Source organism: Yersinia alsatica (assembly GCF_025133195.1).
GTDB classification, from domain to species: domain Bacteria; phylum Pseudomonadota; class Gammaproteobacteria; order Enterobacterales; family Enterobacteriaceae; genus Yersinia; species Yersinia alsatica.
Window position 1 is genome coordinate 4,473,149 of the sequence record NZ_CP104006.1, and the last position, 18,673, is coordinate 4,491,821.

Sequence of the window (18,673 nt, forward strand, 5' to 3'; positions counted from 1 at the left end):
TTGCCAAATATTAACATCGTGTTATATTGACGGCAACATACAGCGCCAGGAGTATTCACCTGCCATGAGCACTTTATCTTTTATTCCAGACAGTAAATTGCCTGCACAAGGCACCACAATCTTTACGCAAATGAGTGCATTGGCGCAAAAACACCAAGCGATTAACCTGTCGCAGGGCTTCCCGGATTTCGATGGCCCTGATTATCTAAAGCAACAATTGGCCTATCACGTCAGCCAAGGTGCTAACCAATATGCCCCAATGACCGGTGTAGCTCCGCTGCGCCATGCCATTGCAGAGAAAACCGCTAAAATCTACGGCTGGCAGCCCGATGCAGACAGCGAAGTCACTGTCACCACCGGGGCCAGCGAAGCCTTATTTGCGGCAATTACTGCTTTGGTTCGCCCCGGCGACGAAGTGATCTGCTTTGATCCCAGCTATGACAGCTATGCGCCAGTGGTCAAACTGGCGGGCGGCGTACTCAAACGCATCGCACTCAAACCGCCAGCATTCGCCACTGACTGGGCCGAATTTGCCGATCTGGTTTCTGAGCGCACCCGTCTGGTCATTGTGAATACGCCGCATAATCCTTCGGCCACCGTGTGGCGCGCTGATGATTTTGAACAATTGTGGCAAGTGATTGCTGAGCGCAATATTTATGTGCTCAGTGATGAAGTGTACGAACACATCTGCTTTAGCGCCGCCGGCCATGCCAGTGTATTAGCCCATCCACAGTTGCGGGAGCGGGCTATCGCCGTTTCCTCTTTTGGCAAAACTTTCCACATGACTGGCTGGAAAGCGGGTTATTGCATCGCCCCTGCCGCTATCAGTGCTGAAGTGCGAAAAATCCACCAATATCTGACCTTTTCGGTATGCACTCCGGTGCAGCTGGCACTGGCGGATATGCTGAATGCTGAGCCGGAGCATTGGCAGCAATTGCCAGAGTTTTACCGCGCTCGCCGTGACCGTTTCGTCAATGCATTGTCTGCCAGCCGTCTGAAAATCCTACCCAGCGAGGGAACCTATTTCCTACTGGCTGATTACAGTGCGATTTCAGATCTTGATGATGTGGAGTTTTGCAAATGGCTGACCGAGCATGTGGGCGTAGCAGCAATACCTTTATCCGTATTCTGTGAAGGCCCCTTCCCCCATAAACTTATCCGGCTGTGCTTCGCCAAACAGGATGCTACGCTGGACGCCGCTGCGGAGCGATTGTGTCAACTTTAAAACTGACTCTACTGCAACAGCCGCTGGTGTGGTTGGATGCACAGGCTAATCTGCGTCACTTCGACATGCTGTTGGAATCTTTGCCGCAGCGAGATGTGATTGTGCTACCGGAGATGTTTACCACCGGTTTTGCCATGAACGCGGCAGAAAATGCCTTGCCGGAAACTGAAGTCATTGACTGGCTGCGCCATTGGTCGGCGCGCACCGATGCCCTCATCGGTGGCAGTGTGGCGCTAAGTACCGCAGAGGGGGCCGTTAACCGTTTTCTGCTGGTTGAACCCAGTGGAAAAATCCATCGTTATGATAAGCGCCACTTATTCCGCATGGCAGGTGAACACCATCATTATCAGGCGGGGAAAGAGCGCAAAGTTGTGGAATGGCGTGGCTGGCGCATTCTGCCGCAAGTCTGTTATGACCTGCGCTTTCCTGTGTGGTCACGTAATCAGCAGGATTATGATTTAGCCCTGTATGTGGCTAACTGGCCTGCGGCGCGTGCCAAGCACTGGCAAACCTTGCTGGCAGCCCGTGCGATAGAAAATCAAGCTTACGTTGCTGGCTGTAATCGTGTTGGTGATGATGATAATGGCCATCACTATCAAGGTGATAGCCTGATTCTGGATGCACAAGGTGAGGTTTTAGCACAAGCCGCCCCCGGGCAAGCGGCACAATTGGATGCTGAGTTATCGCTGGAAACACTGCAAAGTTATCGTGAAGCCTTCCCTGCTTACCATGATGCCGATAAGTTTTTATTACTGTAGATGGGAAAGCGTGCCGCAGGGCACGTTAACCCGATGACTCAGCCAAATGATTCACTCAGCCCATGACAATACCGTTTCCAGATATGCCTGGATGCCTCTGGCTATATCATTGCTAGCCACTGATTCATCTGGATGATGGCTCACGCCACCTTTGCAGCGAACAAACAACATTCCCACCGGCCAACATTCGCCAACGGCAATCGCATCATGGCCTGCGCCGCTCGGCAGGGCTAACGAACGCCCTTGTGTCTGGCGCACACTGTCACTGATACGTTGCTGTAAATTATCGTCACAGCGGGTTGCATTGATACGGTAAAACTCTTCGGCCGAGAAAGTCAGACCACGGCGGGCGGCTATCACTTCGGCTTCAGCCAATAAGCGGGCTAACAAATGGCTTACGCCGCTATCCTGCGGGCCACGAATATCCAGTGTCAGCTTCACCGCCCCCGGAATGACATTTACCGCGCCGGGTAAGCATGTCAGCGTCCCTACGGTCGCGACTAAATGCTCGCCGTAACTCTCAGCCAAATTTTCAACAGCGCAAATCCAGGCAGCAGCACCGGCTAATGCATCCTGTCGCTGGCCCATGGGCACCGTTCCGGCATGGCCCGCCAGCCCGGTAAATTGGCAATTTAAGCGGCGAGCACCATTAATGGCAGTCACCACCCCCAAGGCTAAATCAGCGTTTTCCAAACAGGGGCCTTGCTCTATATGCAGCTCAAGGTAAGCACAGAAATCGCTAACTGCCCGCTGTGATGCCCCCACCGCCGCCGGGTCAAAACCGGCATTTTCCAATCCCTGCGCCACACTGATACCCTCGGCATCCGTTTTACTTAGCCAGTCAGCTGGCCAACACCCGGTAATGCCTTTGCTGCCCAGCAAAGTGATACCAAAGCGTGTTCCCTCTTCATCAGCAAAACCAATGACTTCAATGGCAACCGGTAACCGCCGCTGCTGTTGATGCAGATATCCCACCACTTCCAATGCACTTAATACCCCGAGCATGCCATCATAGCGGCCCGCATTGCGCACAGTATCAAGATGGGAGCCCAGCAATATGGCGGGTGCATCGGATTGCAAACCTTCATAACGGCCACAAATATTACCCACAGAGTCTTGCCAGACCCGCATGCCGACGGCTTGCATCCATTCCCCCACTTGCTGATTTGCTCGCAAATGTTCAGGAGACAGATACACCCGCGTTAGCATCTCCGCCGACTCACTGATTGCCGCCAGCACATCACAACGGGCCAAAACCCGTAATGCGGCTTGCTCTGCCTCGGCATCAGGCAGGGTAACGGCCATTATCTTGCTCCACAGGATTGGTCAGTAACCGGCTTATTACTGTCGGCCTGATAAATATTCCAGGCTGCTTGCAAGCCCGCCCCCTGAACAGTGGCAAATCCCAGACGGTTCAATACCGCCTCCAATGCCACCAGCGTTTGCATCACGCAATCTTTGCGGGCGTTATATCCCATGGTCCCGATGCGCCAAATTTTGCCATTCAACGGGCCAAATGAGGTGCCAATCTCGATACCAAAGTCATTTAGCATCAGTTGGCGTACTTGTTCCCCAGCAATTCCGGTTGGAATCACCACACCCAGCACATTGTTCATCCGATGTTTTAAGTCACCAAACACCGCCAGCCCCATGCCCTGAATACCCGCCAGTAGCGCCGAGCCATGTAAAGCATGACGGGCAATCCCATGATCCAACCCCTCTTCCAGCATCACCCGCGCGCATTCTCGCGCCGCAAAAAGCATACTGGTGGCTTCAGTGTGATGATTGAGCCGCTCTGGCCCCCAATAATCCATGATCATGCCCAAATCAAAATAATTGGAGTAAATCATCTCTTCGTCGCCGTCAGCGTGATCCTCAGTGCGGATGCCCTGCTCGATACATTTACGACGACGAATTTGTTCAGCGAATTGTGGACTGAGGGTCACTGGAGAGCTGCCTGATGGCCCACCGAGGCACTTTTGCAATCCCGCCGAAACAGCATCCAGCCCCCAAGCATCAGTTTCCAAAATATTTCCGCCCAGTGAAGCCGTGGCATCGGTATAGAACAATACTTGATGGCGACGGCAAATCTCGCCCAATTCGGCCAACGGCTGCAACATGGTGGTCGAGGTGTCGCCATGCACTGTCAGTAACAAGCGCGGTCGCACCTGTTTGATAGCATCTTCAATCATGTCCGGGCTGAAAACTTCGCCCCACGGCACTTCAATGGTATGCACCTCGGCGCGGCAACGGCGGGCAATTTCGCACAGCAGATGACCAAATCGACCAAAAACCGGCACCAGCACTTTATCGCCGGGGCGAATGGCCGACAGCAAAATCGCCTCGATACCGGCACGAGATGTACCATCCACTAACATTGTCCATGGGTTTTCAGTGCGGAAAACCCCGCGGTACAGCGCCATGACCTGATTCATATAGTCAGTCATTGCCGGATCGTATTGCCCGATCAATTGGCTGGACATCGCGCGCAGCACCCGCGGATCAGCATTGATCGGCCCCGGCCCCATCAGCAACCGTGCCGGCGGATTAATCTGACTAAACAGCGAGTTATGACTGAGCACTGACATAATGAATCTCCATTTTTTCTAAATCAGTAAAGTTTTTTATAAACCGCGAACCGACGCAACAAACTGCTGCAATTCTGCTGTCTGCGGATTGGCAAATAGGGCGCGACTTTCGCCCTGCTCCCATACCTGCCCCTGATGCATAAACACCACTCGGTCACCCACTTCGCGTGCAAAATTCATCTCATGGGTCACCAGAATCAGCGTCATCCCCTCCGCTGCCAACTGTTCAAGGACTTTCAATACTTCACCCACCAGTTCTGGGTCCAGCGCGGAGGTTATCTCATCACACAGCAATACTTTGGGCTGCATTGCCAGCGCCCGAGCAATCGCCACCCGCTGCTGCTGGCCGCCAGAAAGATTGGCCGGGTAGTAATCCATCCGATCTGCCAGCCCGACTTTGGTCAACATCTCGGTTGCCAGTTCGCGGCACGCGGCGGCACTCTTTTTCAATACCCGACGCGGCGCCAGCATCACATTTTCCAGCGCCGTCATATGAGGGAATAAATTGAAGCTCTGGAATACCATCCCGACTGAGCGGCTAATCTCCCGTGCCTGAGAGTCTCGATGAGTCACCGTCATCCCGCCCAGTTTGATACTGCCGTCCTGATACTCCTCCAGGCCATTGATACACCGCAGTAAAGTACTTTTACCGGAACCGCTGCGGCCAATGATCGAGATAACCTCCCCCATCTCGATATCCAGATCCACGCCTTTCAGCACATGGTTCTGACCATAGTATTTTTGAACCTGATTAATGGTGATCAGCGGCATGGAATTTCCTCTCCAGATAGTGGCTATAGCGCGATAAGGGGTAACACATCAGGAAATAGCCTAGCGCCACCAGCCCGAAGACTTTAAAAGGCTGATAAGTAACATTATTGAGCATGGTGCCCGCTTTGGTCAGTTCAACAAAACCAATGATTGATGCCAGCGCCGTACCTTTAATCACTTGCACTGAAAACCCCACGGTAGGTGCAATGGCAATGCGCAGCGCCTGCGGAGCAATGACCCGCAGCAGTGTTTGACTGAAGCTCAGCCCCAAACAGCGAGAGGCTTCCCACTGACCTTTTGGCAACGCATCAATACTGCCGCACCAGATATCCACCAGAAATGCGCTGGTAAATAAGGTCAATGCCATCGCCGCCGCCGTCCACGGACTCACATCAATGCCAAACAGTGCCAAACCGAAAAAGGCCAGAAATAGCTGCATCAGCAAGGGCGTGCCTTGAAATAATTCGGTATAACCACGAACAAAACGTGCCAACCAACGCCAACGGCTCAAGCGCATTAACATCAGCGGCAGTGTCACCAGAGTGCCGCCAATAAAGGCGGTCAGTGACAGCAACAGTGTCCAGCGGGCCGCCAGTAGCAGGTTGCGGATGATATCCCAGTCAGTAAACATCATGAGGCATGGCTCCCAAAGAAGCGACGCCCGGCCGCCAGTAGCAATTGGCGCATCGCAATGGACAACAGCAAGTACAGCAATGTGGTCACCAGATAGACCTCAAAACTGAGAAATGTGCGCGACTGAATCAGGTTAGCGGCAAAGGTCAGCTCTTCAAATGCCACTTGCGATACCACCGCAGAACCGAGCATGACAATAATGCACTGGCTAACGAGCGCCGGATAAATCCGCTGTAGAGATGGCGGCAAGATCACGCGGAAAAATGTCTGACTGCGGCTCAACCCCAGCACCCGTCCGGCTTCCCATTGGCCTTTAGCACTGGCCTGAATCCCAGCGCGGATAATTTCGGTACTGTAAGCGCCCAAATTTATTATCATCGCCAGCACAGCGGCTTGCCCGGCACTGAGCTTTAGCCCTAGCACCGGTAAACCGAAAACAATAAAAAATAGCTGCACAACAAATGGGGTATTACGCACTATTTCCACATAACCGCCCCACACACGCCGCAAGATGACACTACCGCTCGCATTATTGTCACTACAGCGGATCGCCGCACCGACAATCCCCAGTGCCATGCCGCCAATCGTCGCCATGGCCGTTAGCTCAATGGTGGTCAACAGGCCCGACAATAATTCGGGTAAGTAAGGCCACAGAGCAGAGAAATTCAGCTGATAGGTCATAGCCCGCTCCTGTTATGCGCCAAGAGCAGCAGGTAACGGAGCCTTTAACCATTTTTCTGACAAGCCGTTGAGCGTCTGGTCCTGCAATGCTTCCTCAATCAGGGCATCCACTTTCGCTTTCAGTGCCGGTTCACCTTGGCGTAAGCCGATATAGCAAGGCGAATCTTTCAGCATAAATTTTGCCACTGGCGCATGAGCCGGGTTCTGGCGAGCTAATGCACTGACCACCAGATTGCCGGTCGCCAGATAATCAACCTGGCCCGACAAATAAGCTGACAATGTGGTGTTGTTATCCTCATAGCGCTTTATTTGAGCCTCTTTGGGCGCTAACTCACTCAGCACCATGTCTTCAACCGCCCCGCGGGTGACGCCGACTGTTTTCCCCGCCAATTGCTCAGGTTGTTTTAGCGCATCGTCTTTCGCACCAAATACCCCAAGGAAAAACGGCGCGTAAGCCCGGCTAAAGGCGATGGCTTTTTCTCGCTCCGGGTTTTTGCCCAAGCTTGAAATCACTAAATCCACTTTATCGGTTTGCAGATAGGGCACCCGATTCGCACTGGTCACTGGCACCAGTTGCAACTTTAGTTTCATCTTATCGGCCAGATAATGGGCCATATCGATGTCATAGCCCTGGGGCTGAAGGTCGGTCCCCACAGAACCAAAAGGGGGAAAATCTTGCGGAACCGCGACACGTAATACGCCACGTTGCTGAATTTGTTCTAATTGATCGGCTAAAACAGCAGGTGCCTGAACCAATATCAATGCAGCACCCAACCAGGCCAACATCCGCTTTTTCATGTTCATAGCATATCTCCGATAAGTCAGTAATGAAACGATAGATTCTTAGAGTTGATTTACTGAAACCATCGTTGCAACTACTGTGCCAATGATCATTGAGGCGAAATGGCCGATATTTAGCCGGGTTAGCTAGAATTAAGGGAATTAATAAAGGAAGGAGAATCACAACAAAGGTGCAAATCAATCATCAAAATGCACCATAAAAGAGCATCAGGTCACCCAAGAGGAAGAAACCTACTGTATCGCCAGAGACAAGAGATTAGCGCTGTTCTAATTCACCAAAAGAGTCATACAGATCAGCAATTTGATGAATTCTCTGTCGCCCTTGTGCCAGTATCTCATGCAATAACGCATTACTCAGTAAATTGGCCAAACTCATTGCCGAAGAGTAGCTATCAAAAGCAGAAACACTGTCGAGTGGCGTGGTCAAGCGCCAGCGCGCTAGCGGCAGCAAAGACTGGGCCTGCGGCTCACAAATCAGCAGTGTTGGCACACCCAGCACCTGCATGTGCAGTAGAATCTCGCGAATAACTGTAGGCCGTCGGCGGAAGGCCACCACAATGACCACGTCGCGCTGACTGATATCCACCAGTTCCTCAGACAATGTCTGCGCCACTTGCGGTATGAGCTGGACATGCGGACGGACTTGCAGCAGTTGCTGACGCAAATGTAGCGCCACCGGATAGCTATTACGCAACCCCAACAACAGGATGCGCGGTGCTTGCACCAGCGCGCTGATGACCTCACCAAATTGCTGGCTATCTAATTGATTGACCCAGTGAGTCAGATTCGCCATCTCCTGCTTATAATGGCGCGCCAGCAAAGTATTCCCCTGCACAGCATCACGGTTATCAGTCAATGGCATGCCGCTTTGGCGTAAGGTGCGCACCTCGTCCCGCATCTCGCGATAGCTGCTGTAGCCCAGCCGCTTAAACAACCGGCTGACCGTGGCCTTAGACACGCCGCTCAGCCGCGCCAGCTCGGCACTGTTATAACTGATCAGATCATCAAAATGGTCAAAGATAAAATCGGTAACGCGCTGTTCCTGCGGGGTTAATTGCGCATAATGCGCCCGCAAGCGCTCATCAATCTGTTTCACACCTTTCTCCAGCCGATGAAACTATCGTTTCAGCATAGCTATTTTTGCGGAACATAGCACATAAGCCCTCGCGGATAATATGAGAATTTTCATTCTCAGCAGCAAACCCGACATTCTGGAACGCCTCTTGCTTAGCTTCTGCTACCGCAGTTTTTCTGTTTCAGTAAATGAATAAGAAGGAAAGCCAGATGATCAACAGCAATATGGCACCGCAAGGAATGGCGGTCACCCCGCATCATTTAGCCAGTGAAAGTGCTTTGGCGGTGCTACGTGAAGGCGGTAATGCTATTGAAGCGATGGTCGCGGCCGCTGCCACCATTGCCGTGGTTTACCCGCATATGAATGGATTGGGCGGCGATGGCTTCTGGCTTATTGTTCCCGCGCAAGGGGAGCCGATTGCTATTGATGCCAGCGGATCCGCGGGATCGCTCGCCACCTTAGAGCGCTACAGTAAATATCAACAGATCCCACACCGTGGCCCCGCCGCTGCATTGACGGTTGCCGGTACTGTCGGCGGCTGGGAAGAAGCTCTGAATGTCGCCAGCGAACTGAGCAATAATACTTTGCCACTGCACCGTCTGTTAGCTGATGCCATTAGCTATGCAACGCGGGGCATCCCGGTCACACCATCACAAGCCGCCGCCACTCAGACCAAATATCATGAGCTGGCTCACTTTCGTCATTTCGCCGATGTCTTTATGCCACAGGGCAAAATTCCCCATGCTGGCGAACGTTTTGTGCAGCCACAGTTAGGTCAAACTCTAACTGCGCTGGCTGAACAGGGGTTGAGCAGTTTCTATCGCGGCCCACTGGGCGAAAAAATCATCATGGATATGACTGCCGCTGGAATGCCGATAACCGCACAAGATCTGGCGGAGTATCGTGCCAAACGCCGCACGCCACTGCGGTTACAGCACCAACAAGGTGAGATATTCAACCTGACGCCGCCGACCCAAGGGCTGGTATCACTGGCGATCCTCGGGCTAGCTGACCGCAAACCAGTCGCCCAAATGAGTGAAGGCCAAACCATTCACACTCTCGTGGAAGCGACCAAATTAGCTTTTAGCCTACGTGATCAAGTGATTACCGATCCGCTGTGGATGGAGCATTGCCCGCAGTCATTACTGGAAAAAGAACCATTGGACCAGCTGGCGGCTTATATCAATGATGAACAGGCTGCCGATTGGGGCCATGGCCGTGGGCCGGGTGATACCGTGTGGCTCGGCGTCATTGATAACAACGGTCTGGCAGTCTCTTTCATCCAGAGTATTTATCATGAATTTGGCAGCGGAGTATTACTGCCAACAACCGGTATTGTTTGGCAAAACCGTGGGGCATCTTTCAGTCTTGATCCACAGCATCTGTTAGCGTTAGCTCCGGGCAAGCAACCATTTCATACACTCAATCCTGCTGCCGCACGGCTAACTGATGGCCGAACACTGGTGTATGGCGCCATGGGCGGCGATGGTCAGCCACAAACTCAGGCGGCGGTATTTGTTCGCCACATAGTACAAGGACTCTCGTTGCAACAAGCCATCACCGCACCACGCTGGCTGCTGGGCCGCACTTGGGGAGAAAGTTCAGACTCACTGAAATTAGAAGCGCGCATCGGAGCAGAAACTCTCACCTACCTGCGCCAACGCGGGCATCAAGTTGAGCTGTTACCCGACTTCAGTGAGGCTGTCGGCCACGCGGGTGCCATCGTGCGCCACAGCAACGGCATGTTGGAAGGCGCATTTGATCCGCGCAGTAATGGCAGCGCCGCCGGTTATTGATTTCACCACAATTTAGAACAGGAATTGTTATGAAGAAAACATCAGAAAAAGCCGCAATGGATTGGGCTGCTTATATTCAGCAAATGGAAGTCTTGTTGGCATTAGAGCTGGATGACACCCGCCGCGCCGCATTGCTAGTGCAATTTGAACGTATTGCCGCCATGGCTGGCCCATTAATGGCAGTGCCCCTGGATGAAAAACAAGAGATAGCCGGGGTATATCGGCTATGAAACAGATTCCAACCCTGACCATCAGCGAGATCCAACAGGCCCTAAATCGCGGCGAACTCTCTGCACAGGAGATTGCGCTACAGACACTCGATACCATCAGCGCAGCCAATCCTGCCATCAATGCCTATACCCAAGTCACTGCAGACCGCATGCTCAGCGAAGCTTATCGGCTCGATACTTTGCGCGCCAAAGGCCAAAGCTTACCGGCACTGGCGGCTATCCCTTATGCCGTGAAAAATCTGTTTGATGTTGAGGGACAAACGACACTGGCCGGTGCCAGCCTGTTTTGCGAACGGGCACCAGCCCAACAAGATGCGGCGGTTATTTCGCGTTTGGCCCGCCAAGGAGCGATGCTCTCCGGCATGTTGAATATGGATGCCTATGCCTATGGTTTTACTACCGAAAACAGCCACTATGGTGCCACTCGCAACCCTCGGGATCTCAGCCGCATCGCGGGTGGCTCCTCAGGAGGCTCGGCGGCAGCGGTTGCCGCAGGGCTAGTGAATTTTTCACTTGGCAGCGATACCAATGGCTCGATTCGGGTGCCAGCCTCATTGTGTGGCATTTTTGGGTTGAAACCGACCTTTGGCCGGCTATCACGCACGGGTACTCATCCATTTGTCGCCAGTTTGGACCATATCGGCCCGATGGCGCGCTGCACGCAAGATCTGGCGGCAGTCTATGATGCCATGCAAGGCACGGATATAAATGACAGTTTTCAATCGGAGAAACCCGTTACGCCCTGTCTTAGCCAACTGCCACGCGGGCAACAAGGTTTGAGAAGTGCTGTTTTGGGGGGCTATTTCCATCAATGGTGCGACGATGATGCTAAAGCTGCGCTACAAGCTGTAGCCAAAGGGTTAGAAGCCAGTGCTGAAATCGAGATGCCACAGAGTGATTTAGCTCGTTCAGCCGCATTCATTATCAGTGCTGCCGAGGGCGGAAATCAGTATCTACCGGCACTGAGAAAATCCCCTCAGCGCTTTGAACCACTATCCCGTGAGCGACTATTAGCGGGAGCCATGCTACCCGCAAGTTGGTATGTTCAAGCCCAGCGTTTTCGCCATCATTTCCGGCAAAAAATTCTGCCACTATTTGAGCACTGGGATATCTTGATTGCCCCCGCCACCCCTTGTAGCGCCACACTGATTGGTCAGGAAATCATGCATATTAATGGTAGCGACTTACCTATTCGCGCCAGTATGGGGATGCTGACTCAACCTATTTCTTTCCTCGGCCTGCCCGTCGTCACCGTGCCCCTGAAAACCGCGGAAGGGTTGCCGATAGGTATTCAACTGATTGCAGCACCATGGCGAGAAGACCTCTGTTTACGGGCTGCTTATGCATTAGAACAACAAGGATTGGTTAGCGCGCCAGTCAGCTCCGTCATCTAATAAGAACTTTTTCCGATGAGAATAAGACAATGAAAAATGAGTTTATTGATCGCCCGGCGATCCTTGCGCAAGTGAATGCGGCATTTTATCGCTATGAACAAGCATTGATCAGTAACGATATTCCTGTTTTGGACGAACTGTTTTGGCACGACGACCGCACCGTGCGTTTTGGTGCTGGAGAGGATCTGTTTGGCATTGATGCCATCAGGGAATTTCGCCAAAAACGCCCTTCACAAAGTTTGGATCGCCGGTTAGAGAATACCGTAATCACCACTTTTGGTGAGGATATGGCAGTAGCCAGCACCGAGTTTTATCGCGAAGGCAGTTCACGGGTTGGCAGGCAAATGCAGACGTGGGTTAAGTTGCCCTGCGGCTGGCGGATTGTGGCAGCACATGTGAGTTTGATTTCAGAGTAGTTTTTTACCAAAGGGGCTTTTGGAATCAGGGAGTTGATTCAATTCTTATGTTCAGAATTTACTATCGGCTCGGGTTTCGGTTGAGATGGCGGGAAACAGATAACTGCCGAACGATTATCAACCGAAACCCGATCCGAAATTAATCACTTGAAAATTATCCATTGGTTTATCATTCCCATTTATCTAATACTGTCACACTTTTCAATTCAGAATAATTTCCCATGACACAAAAAACCGAAATCCCCGGTTTAAGCCCAGCATTGATTGTATTGATGTCAGTCGCCACCGGACTGGCGGTTGCCAGCAACTATTATGCCCAGCCACTGCTGGAAACCATCGCCCAAGCTTTTAATCTTTCGGTCAATCAGGCCGGTTTTATCGTGACAGCAGCCCAGTTGGGCTACGCCGTCGGGTTGATGTTCCTGGTTCCACTAGGAGATATGTTTGAACGCCGCGGATTAATTGTCGGCATGACTTTGCTGGCTGCGGGTGGCATGTTGATTACCGCTTTGTCGCAAAACCTCACCATGATGATTGTCGGCACCGCCCTCACCGGCCTGTTCTCTGTCGTGGCGCAATTACTGGTGCCATTGGCGGCTACACTGGCTGCACCGGAAAAGCGCGGTAAAGTGGTCGGCATAATCATGAGCGGCCTGTTACTGGGCATCTTGCTGGCACGGACGGTGGCGGGGGCATTGGCATCCATTGGCGGCTGGCGCACCATCTATTGGGTCGCCAGCGTATTAATGATAATCATGGCTCTGACATTATGGCGCTATCTGCCGCGCTATAAGCAGCATACTGGCCTGAATTACGGCCAGTTGCTCAGCTCGATATTCTCTCTCTTTATCCGTACCCCAGTACTGCGCACCCGCGCCTTACTTGGCGCGCTATCTTTCGCTAACTTCAGTGTGTTGTGGACCTCAATGGCCTTTTTGCTGGCCTCACCGCCGTATGGCTATTCAGAAGCGGCTATCGGGTTATTTGGTTTGGTCGGGGCTGCGGGAGCATTGATGGCGACCAAAGCAGGTCAGTTAGCTGATAAAGGTAAAGCACGCATTACCACCAGCGTCGGCTTGGTATTGCTGCTGCTGTCGTGGATACCCATCGCCTTGGGGCAACACTCAATTCTTGCGCTGATTATCGGGATAATTGTGTTGGACTTGGCGGTTCAAGGGGTTCATGTCACCAATCAGAGCGTGATATACCGCATGATGCCGGAAGCCAGAAATCGGTTAACCGCAGGCTATATGACCAGCTACTTCATTGGTGGGGCTTTGGGTTCACTGATATCAGCCGCAGCATATCAACATGCAGGCTGGTATGGCGTGGCAATCGCCGGCTTAGTGTTGTGTATCTTGAATATTACCACCTGGTTAGCGGGCAAACGATTTGATCCTCCCGCAAACCAGCCTGTCGAGTGATTTCTAACATACCCTGCCTCTTTTAAGATGCAGGGCTATTAGATATTTAGAAAGATATTACCCTAGGTTGTTAATTAGCTAACTACTAATCAATCTAGATATAAAATTGGGTTATAGGGTATTAAGACAATTACTACTCTGGTAATGTTACCTAACTTGTTATTTTACCCTGCAACCCAAAGCTGACTTTATGCAAAGCCAAATCACCGACGCGCCTACGGCGACCAAGTCGACAGCCACCTTCGTAGAAGGCATAACTGATAGCCTGCCCATTGTTATTGGCTACTTGCCGGTGGCTTTTGCCTTTGGTTTAAGTTCGGTAAAACTTGGCTTCACTCCGCTGGAAGCTATTTTCTTCTCTTGCATTATTTATGCTGGAGCCAGCCAATTCGTTATCACCGCCCTACTCAGCGCAGGGATGTCATTGTGGGTTTCCGCCCTGACGGTCATGGCGATGGATATCCGCCATATTTTGTACGGCCCCGCACTTAAGCACCGCATTCTGGCAAAGCTGTCCGGTAAAAAAACCGCGCTATGGGCCTTTGGCTTGACCGATGAAGTGTTTGCCGCCGCAACGACCAAGTTAATGAAAGACCAGCGCCGCTGGAGCGAGAACTGGATGCTCGGCATCGCGTTCACCTCTTGGCTATCTTGGGTGGTAGGTACCGCCATCGGCGCAATGTTTGGCAATGGCCCGCTGGAAAATTATCCCGCCATTGAAGCTTCCCTTTCCTTTATGCTGCCCGCGTTGTTCCTCAGCTTCCTATTAGCAGCATTTAAACGCCAATACAGCCTGACGGTTATCGCCTCACTGATGGGTGCTTTGCTCGGCGTACTGTTGTTCTCCATTCCGGTCGCTATCTTAGCTGGCATTGGAGGCGGATGTTTGGCGGCGCTGCTCCAACCCGCACCAGAAGTGACTACAGAACCGAATGAGAATAATGAACAGGAGCAGACACCGTGAATACTGATGTTCTGGTGATTGGTTTAGTGGTAGGAACCGTAAATTATCTGTTTCGTTATTTGCCGCTGCGGCTAGGGCCAGCACGTAAACAAGTAGGCCTGCAACGGGGCAAAATGTCCCTGCTGCTAGACAGCATCGGTATCGCTTCTATTTGTGCCTTATTGGTGGTTTCCAGTACGCCGGAAATCATGCATAACCCACAGAAATTAATTCCTACACTTATTGGTTTTTTGGTTATCTGTGGATGCTTTTATAAAACCAACAGCATTATCTTCGCCACCTTACTCGGCGCACTCAGCTACGGCCTGACATTCAAACTACTAATGATTTTGGCGTAACAATTTGCCTGAATCGTGAGCTAACACACAATATCCTTACATTTAGTGATACTAACTACTTACAAACAGTGACTGAATAACACGAATTGCTAAATTTTTCTGTAATTATAACGTTTACATTATTAGTCACTATCGTTACTGTACCATTTGAAATTAATGAGGCTCCTTATAATGGAAAGTTCGTTTAGTCCCATCGAACAGATGCTTAATTTTCGTGCAAAACGCCAGAAAGATTTCCCTTATCAGGAAATTCTGCTGACGCGCCTGTGTATGCATATGCACAGTAAGTTGCTAGAAAACCGCAACAAAATGCTGAAAGCGCAAGGGATTAACGAGACCCTGTTTATGGCATTAATTACGCTGGATGCGCAGGAAAGCCGGAGTATCCAACCGTCGGAATTAAGTGCTGCACTGGGTTCTTCGCGTACTAATGCCACGCGTATTGCTGACGAGCTGGAAAAGAAAGGCTGGATTGAACGCCGTGAAAGCCACAATGACCGCCGTTGCTTGCATTTGCATCTGACCGAGGCTGGCGTTGAGTTTTTAAATCAGCTGCTACCCCCACAACATAAGTGTCTGCATTTTCTTTGGTCAACACTTGACGCCGACGAACAGCAACAGCTTGAAACGCTGACGCGTAAGTTATTGGCACGTTTGGACCAAATAGAAATACCGGAACAGTAATTCCACTGTTTCTATCCAGATAAATAGCTGTCCAGGTAAATAACTATGTCATCCCCACATAGCTGGAGACTCACGCCCTTGTCCGTCGTATTTTTACTGGCGGGCTGTGCCTCAAGCGATAATATTGCTCCTCAGTCTCAAATGCTGGATAACCAACAACTACAATTGGCACAACCCAAGGTCAGTTCGTTGGCGTTAAGTCCTCAGTGGTGGCGGGTACTGGAAGATCCCCAACTGGATGCTTTGATGTCGCAAAGTTTGCAGACATCACCGTCACTCAAGCAAGCAGCAGCGCGAGTGCGGGAAGCACAAAGTGTGATGGGCCAGGCCGATGCGGCTAATGGCCCTAATATTGATTTAGCCGCTAGCAGTACGCGGGAAAAAATCGCACAAAATACGCTGCAACCCTTCTTGCAGGCTTATCCAAGCAAACCGCTGTATGAGACCGCCAATACACTTGGCCTGAATCTCAGCTATGAGTTTGATTGGTGGGGCAAATACCGCAATCGGGTTAATGCCGCCAATGCGCAGGTTAATGCAGCCCGTGCAGAACAGCAGCAAGCTGCTCTGACGCTCACCAGCTCAGTCGCATCGGTTTATTATCAGTTACAGAGCAACTTCGCCCTGCAAGAAGTGTTGCAGCAGGAAGTCGATAACAACGAACGTCTGGCTGAGTTGCGCACCAAGCAATATCAGGCGGGCATCTATGGTATTGAAATTCCGCAACAAACACGGGCGCAAGCTGACACCGCCAAGCAACAGATTATCCAGTTGCAGTCGCAAGGTGAACAGCTGAAACATCAGTTAGCCGCCCTCACAGGCCAAGGCCCGAGCGGCACACAGAATATTCGCCCAGTGCCCTTGCCAGATATCTCGCGGCTGACACCTAAAGGCGAACTGACCACCGATTTACTCGGTCAGCGCCCAGATATTACCGCCCAGCGCCAACTGGTTGAATCTTATGACCAGCGGGTTAAAGCAGCACGTAAAGAGTTCTATCCAAGCTTATCGATTACCGGATTTGCCGGGTTCTCTACCACTAATTTCCAAGGCACTAACCCCAATCTGTTGGAAGCAGCCAGTCAGGCATGGAACTTCGCGCCTGCCATTTCGCTGCCTATTTTCCACGCAGGCGCGTTACGCAGCAAGTTAGGTGAAGAGTCAGCACTTTATGATGAGGCGGTTGAATCTTACAACCAGACCATCCTTAATGCTGTGCAGGAAACGGCGGACGCCATCACCATCCAACAAAGTAACCAGCTTCAACTTCAACAGGCTGCATCCGCGTCACAAGCCATGCAGAAAGTTTATAACGTCGCTAGCGCCCGTTATAAGGCAGGGATTATTGGCCGTGATGAACTGTTGATTAGCCAGTCGCAATATCTACAACAGCAGCAATCAGAATTGAGTGCCAGCAACAATTTATTGCAGGCCAAGATTGGTTTGATCCGTTCACTCGGTGGTGGTTATCAAGCCCCGGTCAGTGACGGTTCACAAAATAAAACAATATAAAACAATATATACCCTAAATAATTCGAGTTGCAGGAAGGCGGCAAGTGAGAGAGTTCCGATGAGCTTACTGTGTTGTAAGTGATTCGGGTGATTGAACGTAGCCAACGCACATGCAGCTTGAAGTATGACGGGTATAGAGCGTGGAGAACACCATGAGTGCAAACGCGGAAGCTCAAATCCCGCAACAACCGCAGAACAAAAAGCAGCAACGTAAACGCGTGCTGCTGTTACTGACGGTTATTTTTATTATGATTGGGGTGGCCTACCTGATTTATTGGTTCCTGGTACTGCGTCATCACCAAGAGACTGATAATGCTTATGTATCTGGTAATCAGGTGCAGATCATGTCTCAGGTGCCCGGCAGTGTTGTCAGTGTCAATTTTGAAAATACTGACTTTGTCAAAAGCGGTGATGTCCTACTGACTTTGGACCCAACCGATGCTGAACAAGCCTATGAGCAAGCAAAAACCGCGCTGGCTAACAGCGTGCGTCAAACCCACCAGCTCATGATTAACAGCAAGCAGTATCAGGCTAATATTGCCCTGAAAAAAACGGAGCTGAGCAAAGCGCAAAGTGACCTGAAACGCCGTGTAGTTCTGGGTTCGGTTGATGCGATTGGCCGTGAAGAACTACAGCACGCCCGCGATGCCGTAGAGTCAGCTCAAGCATCGTTGGATGTGGCGATTGCACAATACAATGCCAATCAGGCGCTGGTTCTTAATACCCCACTGGAGAAGCAACCGGCGGTCGAACAAGCGGCTGCTAAGCTGCGTGATGCCTGGTTATCACTGCAACGTACCAAAGTTGTCAGCCCAATCACCGGTTTTGTTTCACGCCGTAGTGTGCAAGTGGGTGCTGAAATCGCTAATGGTGCGCCGCTCATGGCTGTTATTCCGGCTAATGAGATGTGGATTGACGCTAACTTTAAAGAAACACAGTTAGCCAATATGCGCATTGGTCAATCGGCCACTGTGGTGACAGATTTCTATGGCGATGATGTTGTTTATCAAGGGAAAGTCGTCGGTCTGGATATGGGGACCGGCAGTGCCTTCTCACTGCTACCGGCACAAAACGCCACCGGCAACTGGATCAAAGTGGTTCAGCGCCTGCCAGTCCGTATTGCGATAGAGCCAAAACAGCTGGCTGAGCATCCGCTGCGAATTGGCCTCTCTTCCACCGTAAGAGTGGATACCGCCAATACTGATGGTCTGGTGTTAGCGCAAACTGTGCGTAAAGATCCGGCATTTGTCACCGATGCTCTGTCAATCGACTTAGCGCCAGTGAACCAAATGATTAGCGATATTGTTCATGCGAATGCAGGTTAATGTTCATGCAAACGCGGGTTAAGCGCGCCGGAGGCCACTGTGGCACAAAAACCGCTTG

The 18,673-nt window shown here is 51.4% G+C and carries 19 protein-coding genes; 12 read left to right on the plus strand and 7 right to left on the minus strand.

The features are described from left to right. Positions 1 to 64: 64 nt before the first annotated feature. Positions 65 to 1,225 carry a pyridoxal phosphate-dependent aminotransferase gene (locus N0H69_RS20215; RefSeq protein WP_050110080.1) on the plus strand — a complete coding sequence of 387 codons (1,161 nt, stop codon included), beginning with the start codon at positions 65 to 67 and terminating at the stop codon, positions 1,223 to 1,225. After that, a complete protein-coding gene (locus tag N0H69_RS20220) occupies positions 1,213 to 1,983 on the plus strand; it encodes an amidohydrolase (RefSeq protein ID WP_050110081.1) in 771 nt (256 codons plus the stop codon). Before N0H69_RS20215 ends, N0H69_RS20220 begins: the two co-directional genes overlap by 13 nt. Positions 1,984 to 2,034: 51 nt before the next feature. On the opposite strand, the gene hpxK is transcribed toward N0H69_RS20220, so the two are convergent. From hpxK to N0H69_RS20255, 7 genes are all read right to left on the minus strand, one after another. Then, a complete protein-coding gene (hpxK, locus tag N0H69_RS20225; protein ID WP_050152433.1) occupies positions 2,035 to 3,288 on the minus strand; it encodes an allantoate amidohydrolase in 1,254 nt (417 codons plus the stop codon). Then, the gene (locus N0H69_RS20230) at positions 3,288 to 4,571 is read right to left on the minus strand and encodes a (S)-ureidoglycine--glyoxylate transaminase (protein ID WP_050152434.1); all 1,284 of its coding nucleotides are present in this window, start codon (positions 4,569 to 4,571) and stop codon (positions 3,288 to 3,290) included. The genes hpxK and N0H69_RS20230 overlap by 1 nt, the downstream gene beginning before the upstream one ends. A 36-nt stretch (positions 4,572 to 4,607) precedes the next feature. After that, positions 4,608 to 5,342 (minus strand): amino acid ABC transporter ATP-binding protein, encoded by a 735-nt coding sequence (locus N0H69_RS20235; protein WP_050110084.1) that lies wholly within the window; start codon positions 5,340 to 5,342, stop codon positions 4,608 to 4,610. Beyond that, complete coding sequence (locus tag N0H69_RS20240) at positions 5,323 to 5,976, minus strand: amino acid ABC transporter permease (protein WP_050110085.1); 654 nt, start codon at positions 5,974 to 5,976, stop codon at positions 5,323 to 5,325. The genes N0H69_RS20235 and N0H69_RS20240 overlap by 20 nt, the downstream gene beginning before the upstream one ends. Continuing rightward, on the minus strand, positions 5,973 to 6,656 hold the full coding sequence (locus N0H69_RS20245) for an amino acid ABC transporter permease (RefSeq protein ID WP_050122573.1): 684 nt from the start codon (positions 6,654 to 6,656) through the stop codon (positions 5,973 to 5,975). Before N0H69_RS20245 ends, N0H69_RS20240 begins: the two co-directional genes overlap by 4 nt. A 12-nt stretch (positions 6,657 to 6,668) precedes the next feature. Further along, entirely contained in the window at positions 6,669 to 7,460 is a 792-nt protein-coding gene (locus tag N0H69_RS20250; RefSeq protein WP_050110087.1) for a transporter substrate-binding domain-containing protein, read from the minus strand. A 253-nt stretch (positions 7,461 to 7,713) separates the two neighbouring features. Continuing rightward, a complete protein-coding gene (locus tag N0H69_RS20255) occupies positions 7,714 to 8,553 on the minus strand; it encodes a MurR/RpiR family transcriptional regulator (RefSeq protein ID WP_050133658.1) in 840 nt (279 codons plus the stop codon). Positions 8,554 to 8,741: 188 nt separating this feature from the next. Between N0H69_RS20255 and N0H69_RS20260 the strand changes: the two genes are divergently transcribed. The 10 genes from N0H69_RS20260 to emrA all read left to right on the plus strand — a co-directional run bounded on the left by N0H69_RS20260 (position 8,742) and on the right by emrA (position 18,615). Continuing rightward, the gene (locus N0H69_RS20260) at positions 8,742 to 10,328 is read left to right on the plus strand and encodes a gamma-glutamyltransferase family protein (protein ID WP_050152435.1); all 1,587 of its coding nucleotides are present in this window, start codon (positions 8,742 to 8,744) and stop codon (positions 10,326 to 10,328) included. A gap of 29 nt (positions 10,329 to 10,357) precedes the next feature. Continuing rightward, positions 10,358 to 10,558: an oxalurate catabolism protein HpxX gene (hpxX, locus tag N0H69_RS20265; RefSeq protein ID WP_050144856.1), complete on the plus strand. Its 201-nt coding sequence runs from the start codon at positions 10,358 to 10,360 to the stop codon at positions 10,556 to 10,558. Next, positions 10,555 to 11,952 (plus strand): AtzE family amidohydrolase, encoded by a 1,398-nt coding sequence (locus N0H69_RS20270; RefSeq protein WP_050122569.1) that lies wholly within the window; start codon positions 10,555 to 10,557, stop codon positions 11,950 to 11,952. Before hpxX ends, N0H69_RS20270 begins: the two co-directional genes overlap by 4 nt. 29 nt (positions 11,953 to 11,981) lie before the next feature. Further along, positions 11,982 to 12,368: an oxalurate catabolism protein HpxZ gene (gene hpxZ / locus N0H69_RS20275; RefSeq protein ID WP_050110092.1), complete on the plus strand. Its 387-nt coding sequence runs from the start codon at positions 11,982 to 11,984 to the stop codon at positions 12,366 to 12,368. Positions 12,369 to 12,589: 221 nt separating this feature from the next. Beyond that, positions 12,590 to 13,792 (plus strand): MFS transporter, encoded by a 1,203-nt coding sequence (locus N0H69_RS20280; protein WP_050110093.1) that lies wholly within the window; start codon positions 12,590 to 12,592, stop codon positions 13,790 to 13,792. 190 nt (positions 13,793 to 13,982) lie between these two features. Further along, a complete protein-coding gene (locus N0H69_RS20285) occupies positions 13,983 to 14,756 on the plus strand; it encodes an AzlC family ABC transporter permease (RefSeq protein ID WP_050110094.1) in 774 nt (257 codons plus the stop codon). Next, complete coding sequence (gene ygaH / locus N0H69_RS20290) at positions 14,753 to 15,094, plus strand: L-valine transporter subunit YgaH (RefSeq protein ID WP_050110095.1); 342 nt, start codon at positions 14,753 to 14,755, stop codon at positions 15,092 to 15,094. Before N0H69_RS20285 ends, ygaH begins: the two co-directional genes overlap by 4 nt. 171 nt (positions 15,095 to 15,265) lie before the next feature. Then, positions 15,266 to 15,778, plus strand: a complete 513-nt coding sequence (gene mprA, locus N0H69_RS20295; protein ID WP_050110096.1) for a transcriptional repressor MprA — start codon at positions 15,266 to 15,268, stop codon at positions 15,776 to 15,778. Positions 15,779 to 15,823: 45 nt separating this feature from the next. Next, a complete protein-coding gene (locus tag N0H69_RS20300) occupies positions 15,824 to 17,290 on the plus strand; it encodes an efflux transporter outer membrane subunit (RefSeq protein ID WP_050110097.1) in 1,467 nt (488 codons plus the stop codon). Between the two features lie 152 nt (positions 17,291 to 17,442). Continuing rightward, the gene (gene emrA, locus N0H69_RS20305; RefSeq protein ID WP_050110098.1) at positions 17,443 to 18,615 is read left to right on the plus strand and encodes a multidrug efflux MFS transporter periplasmic adaptor subunit EmrA; all 1,173 of its coding nucleotides are present in this window, start codon (positions 17,443 to 17,445) and stop codon (positions 18,613 to 18,615) included. Positions 18,616 to 18,673: the final 58 nt, after the last annotated feature.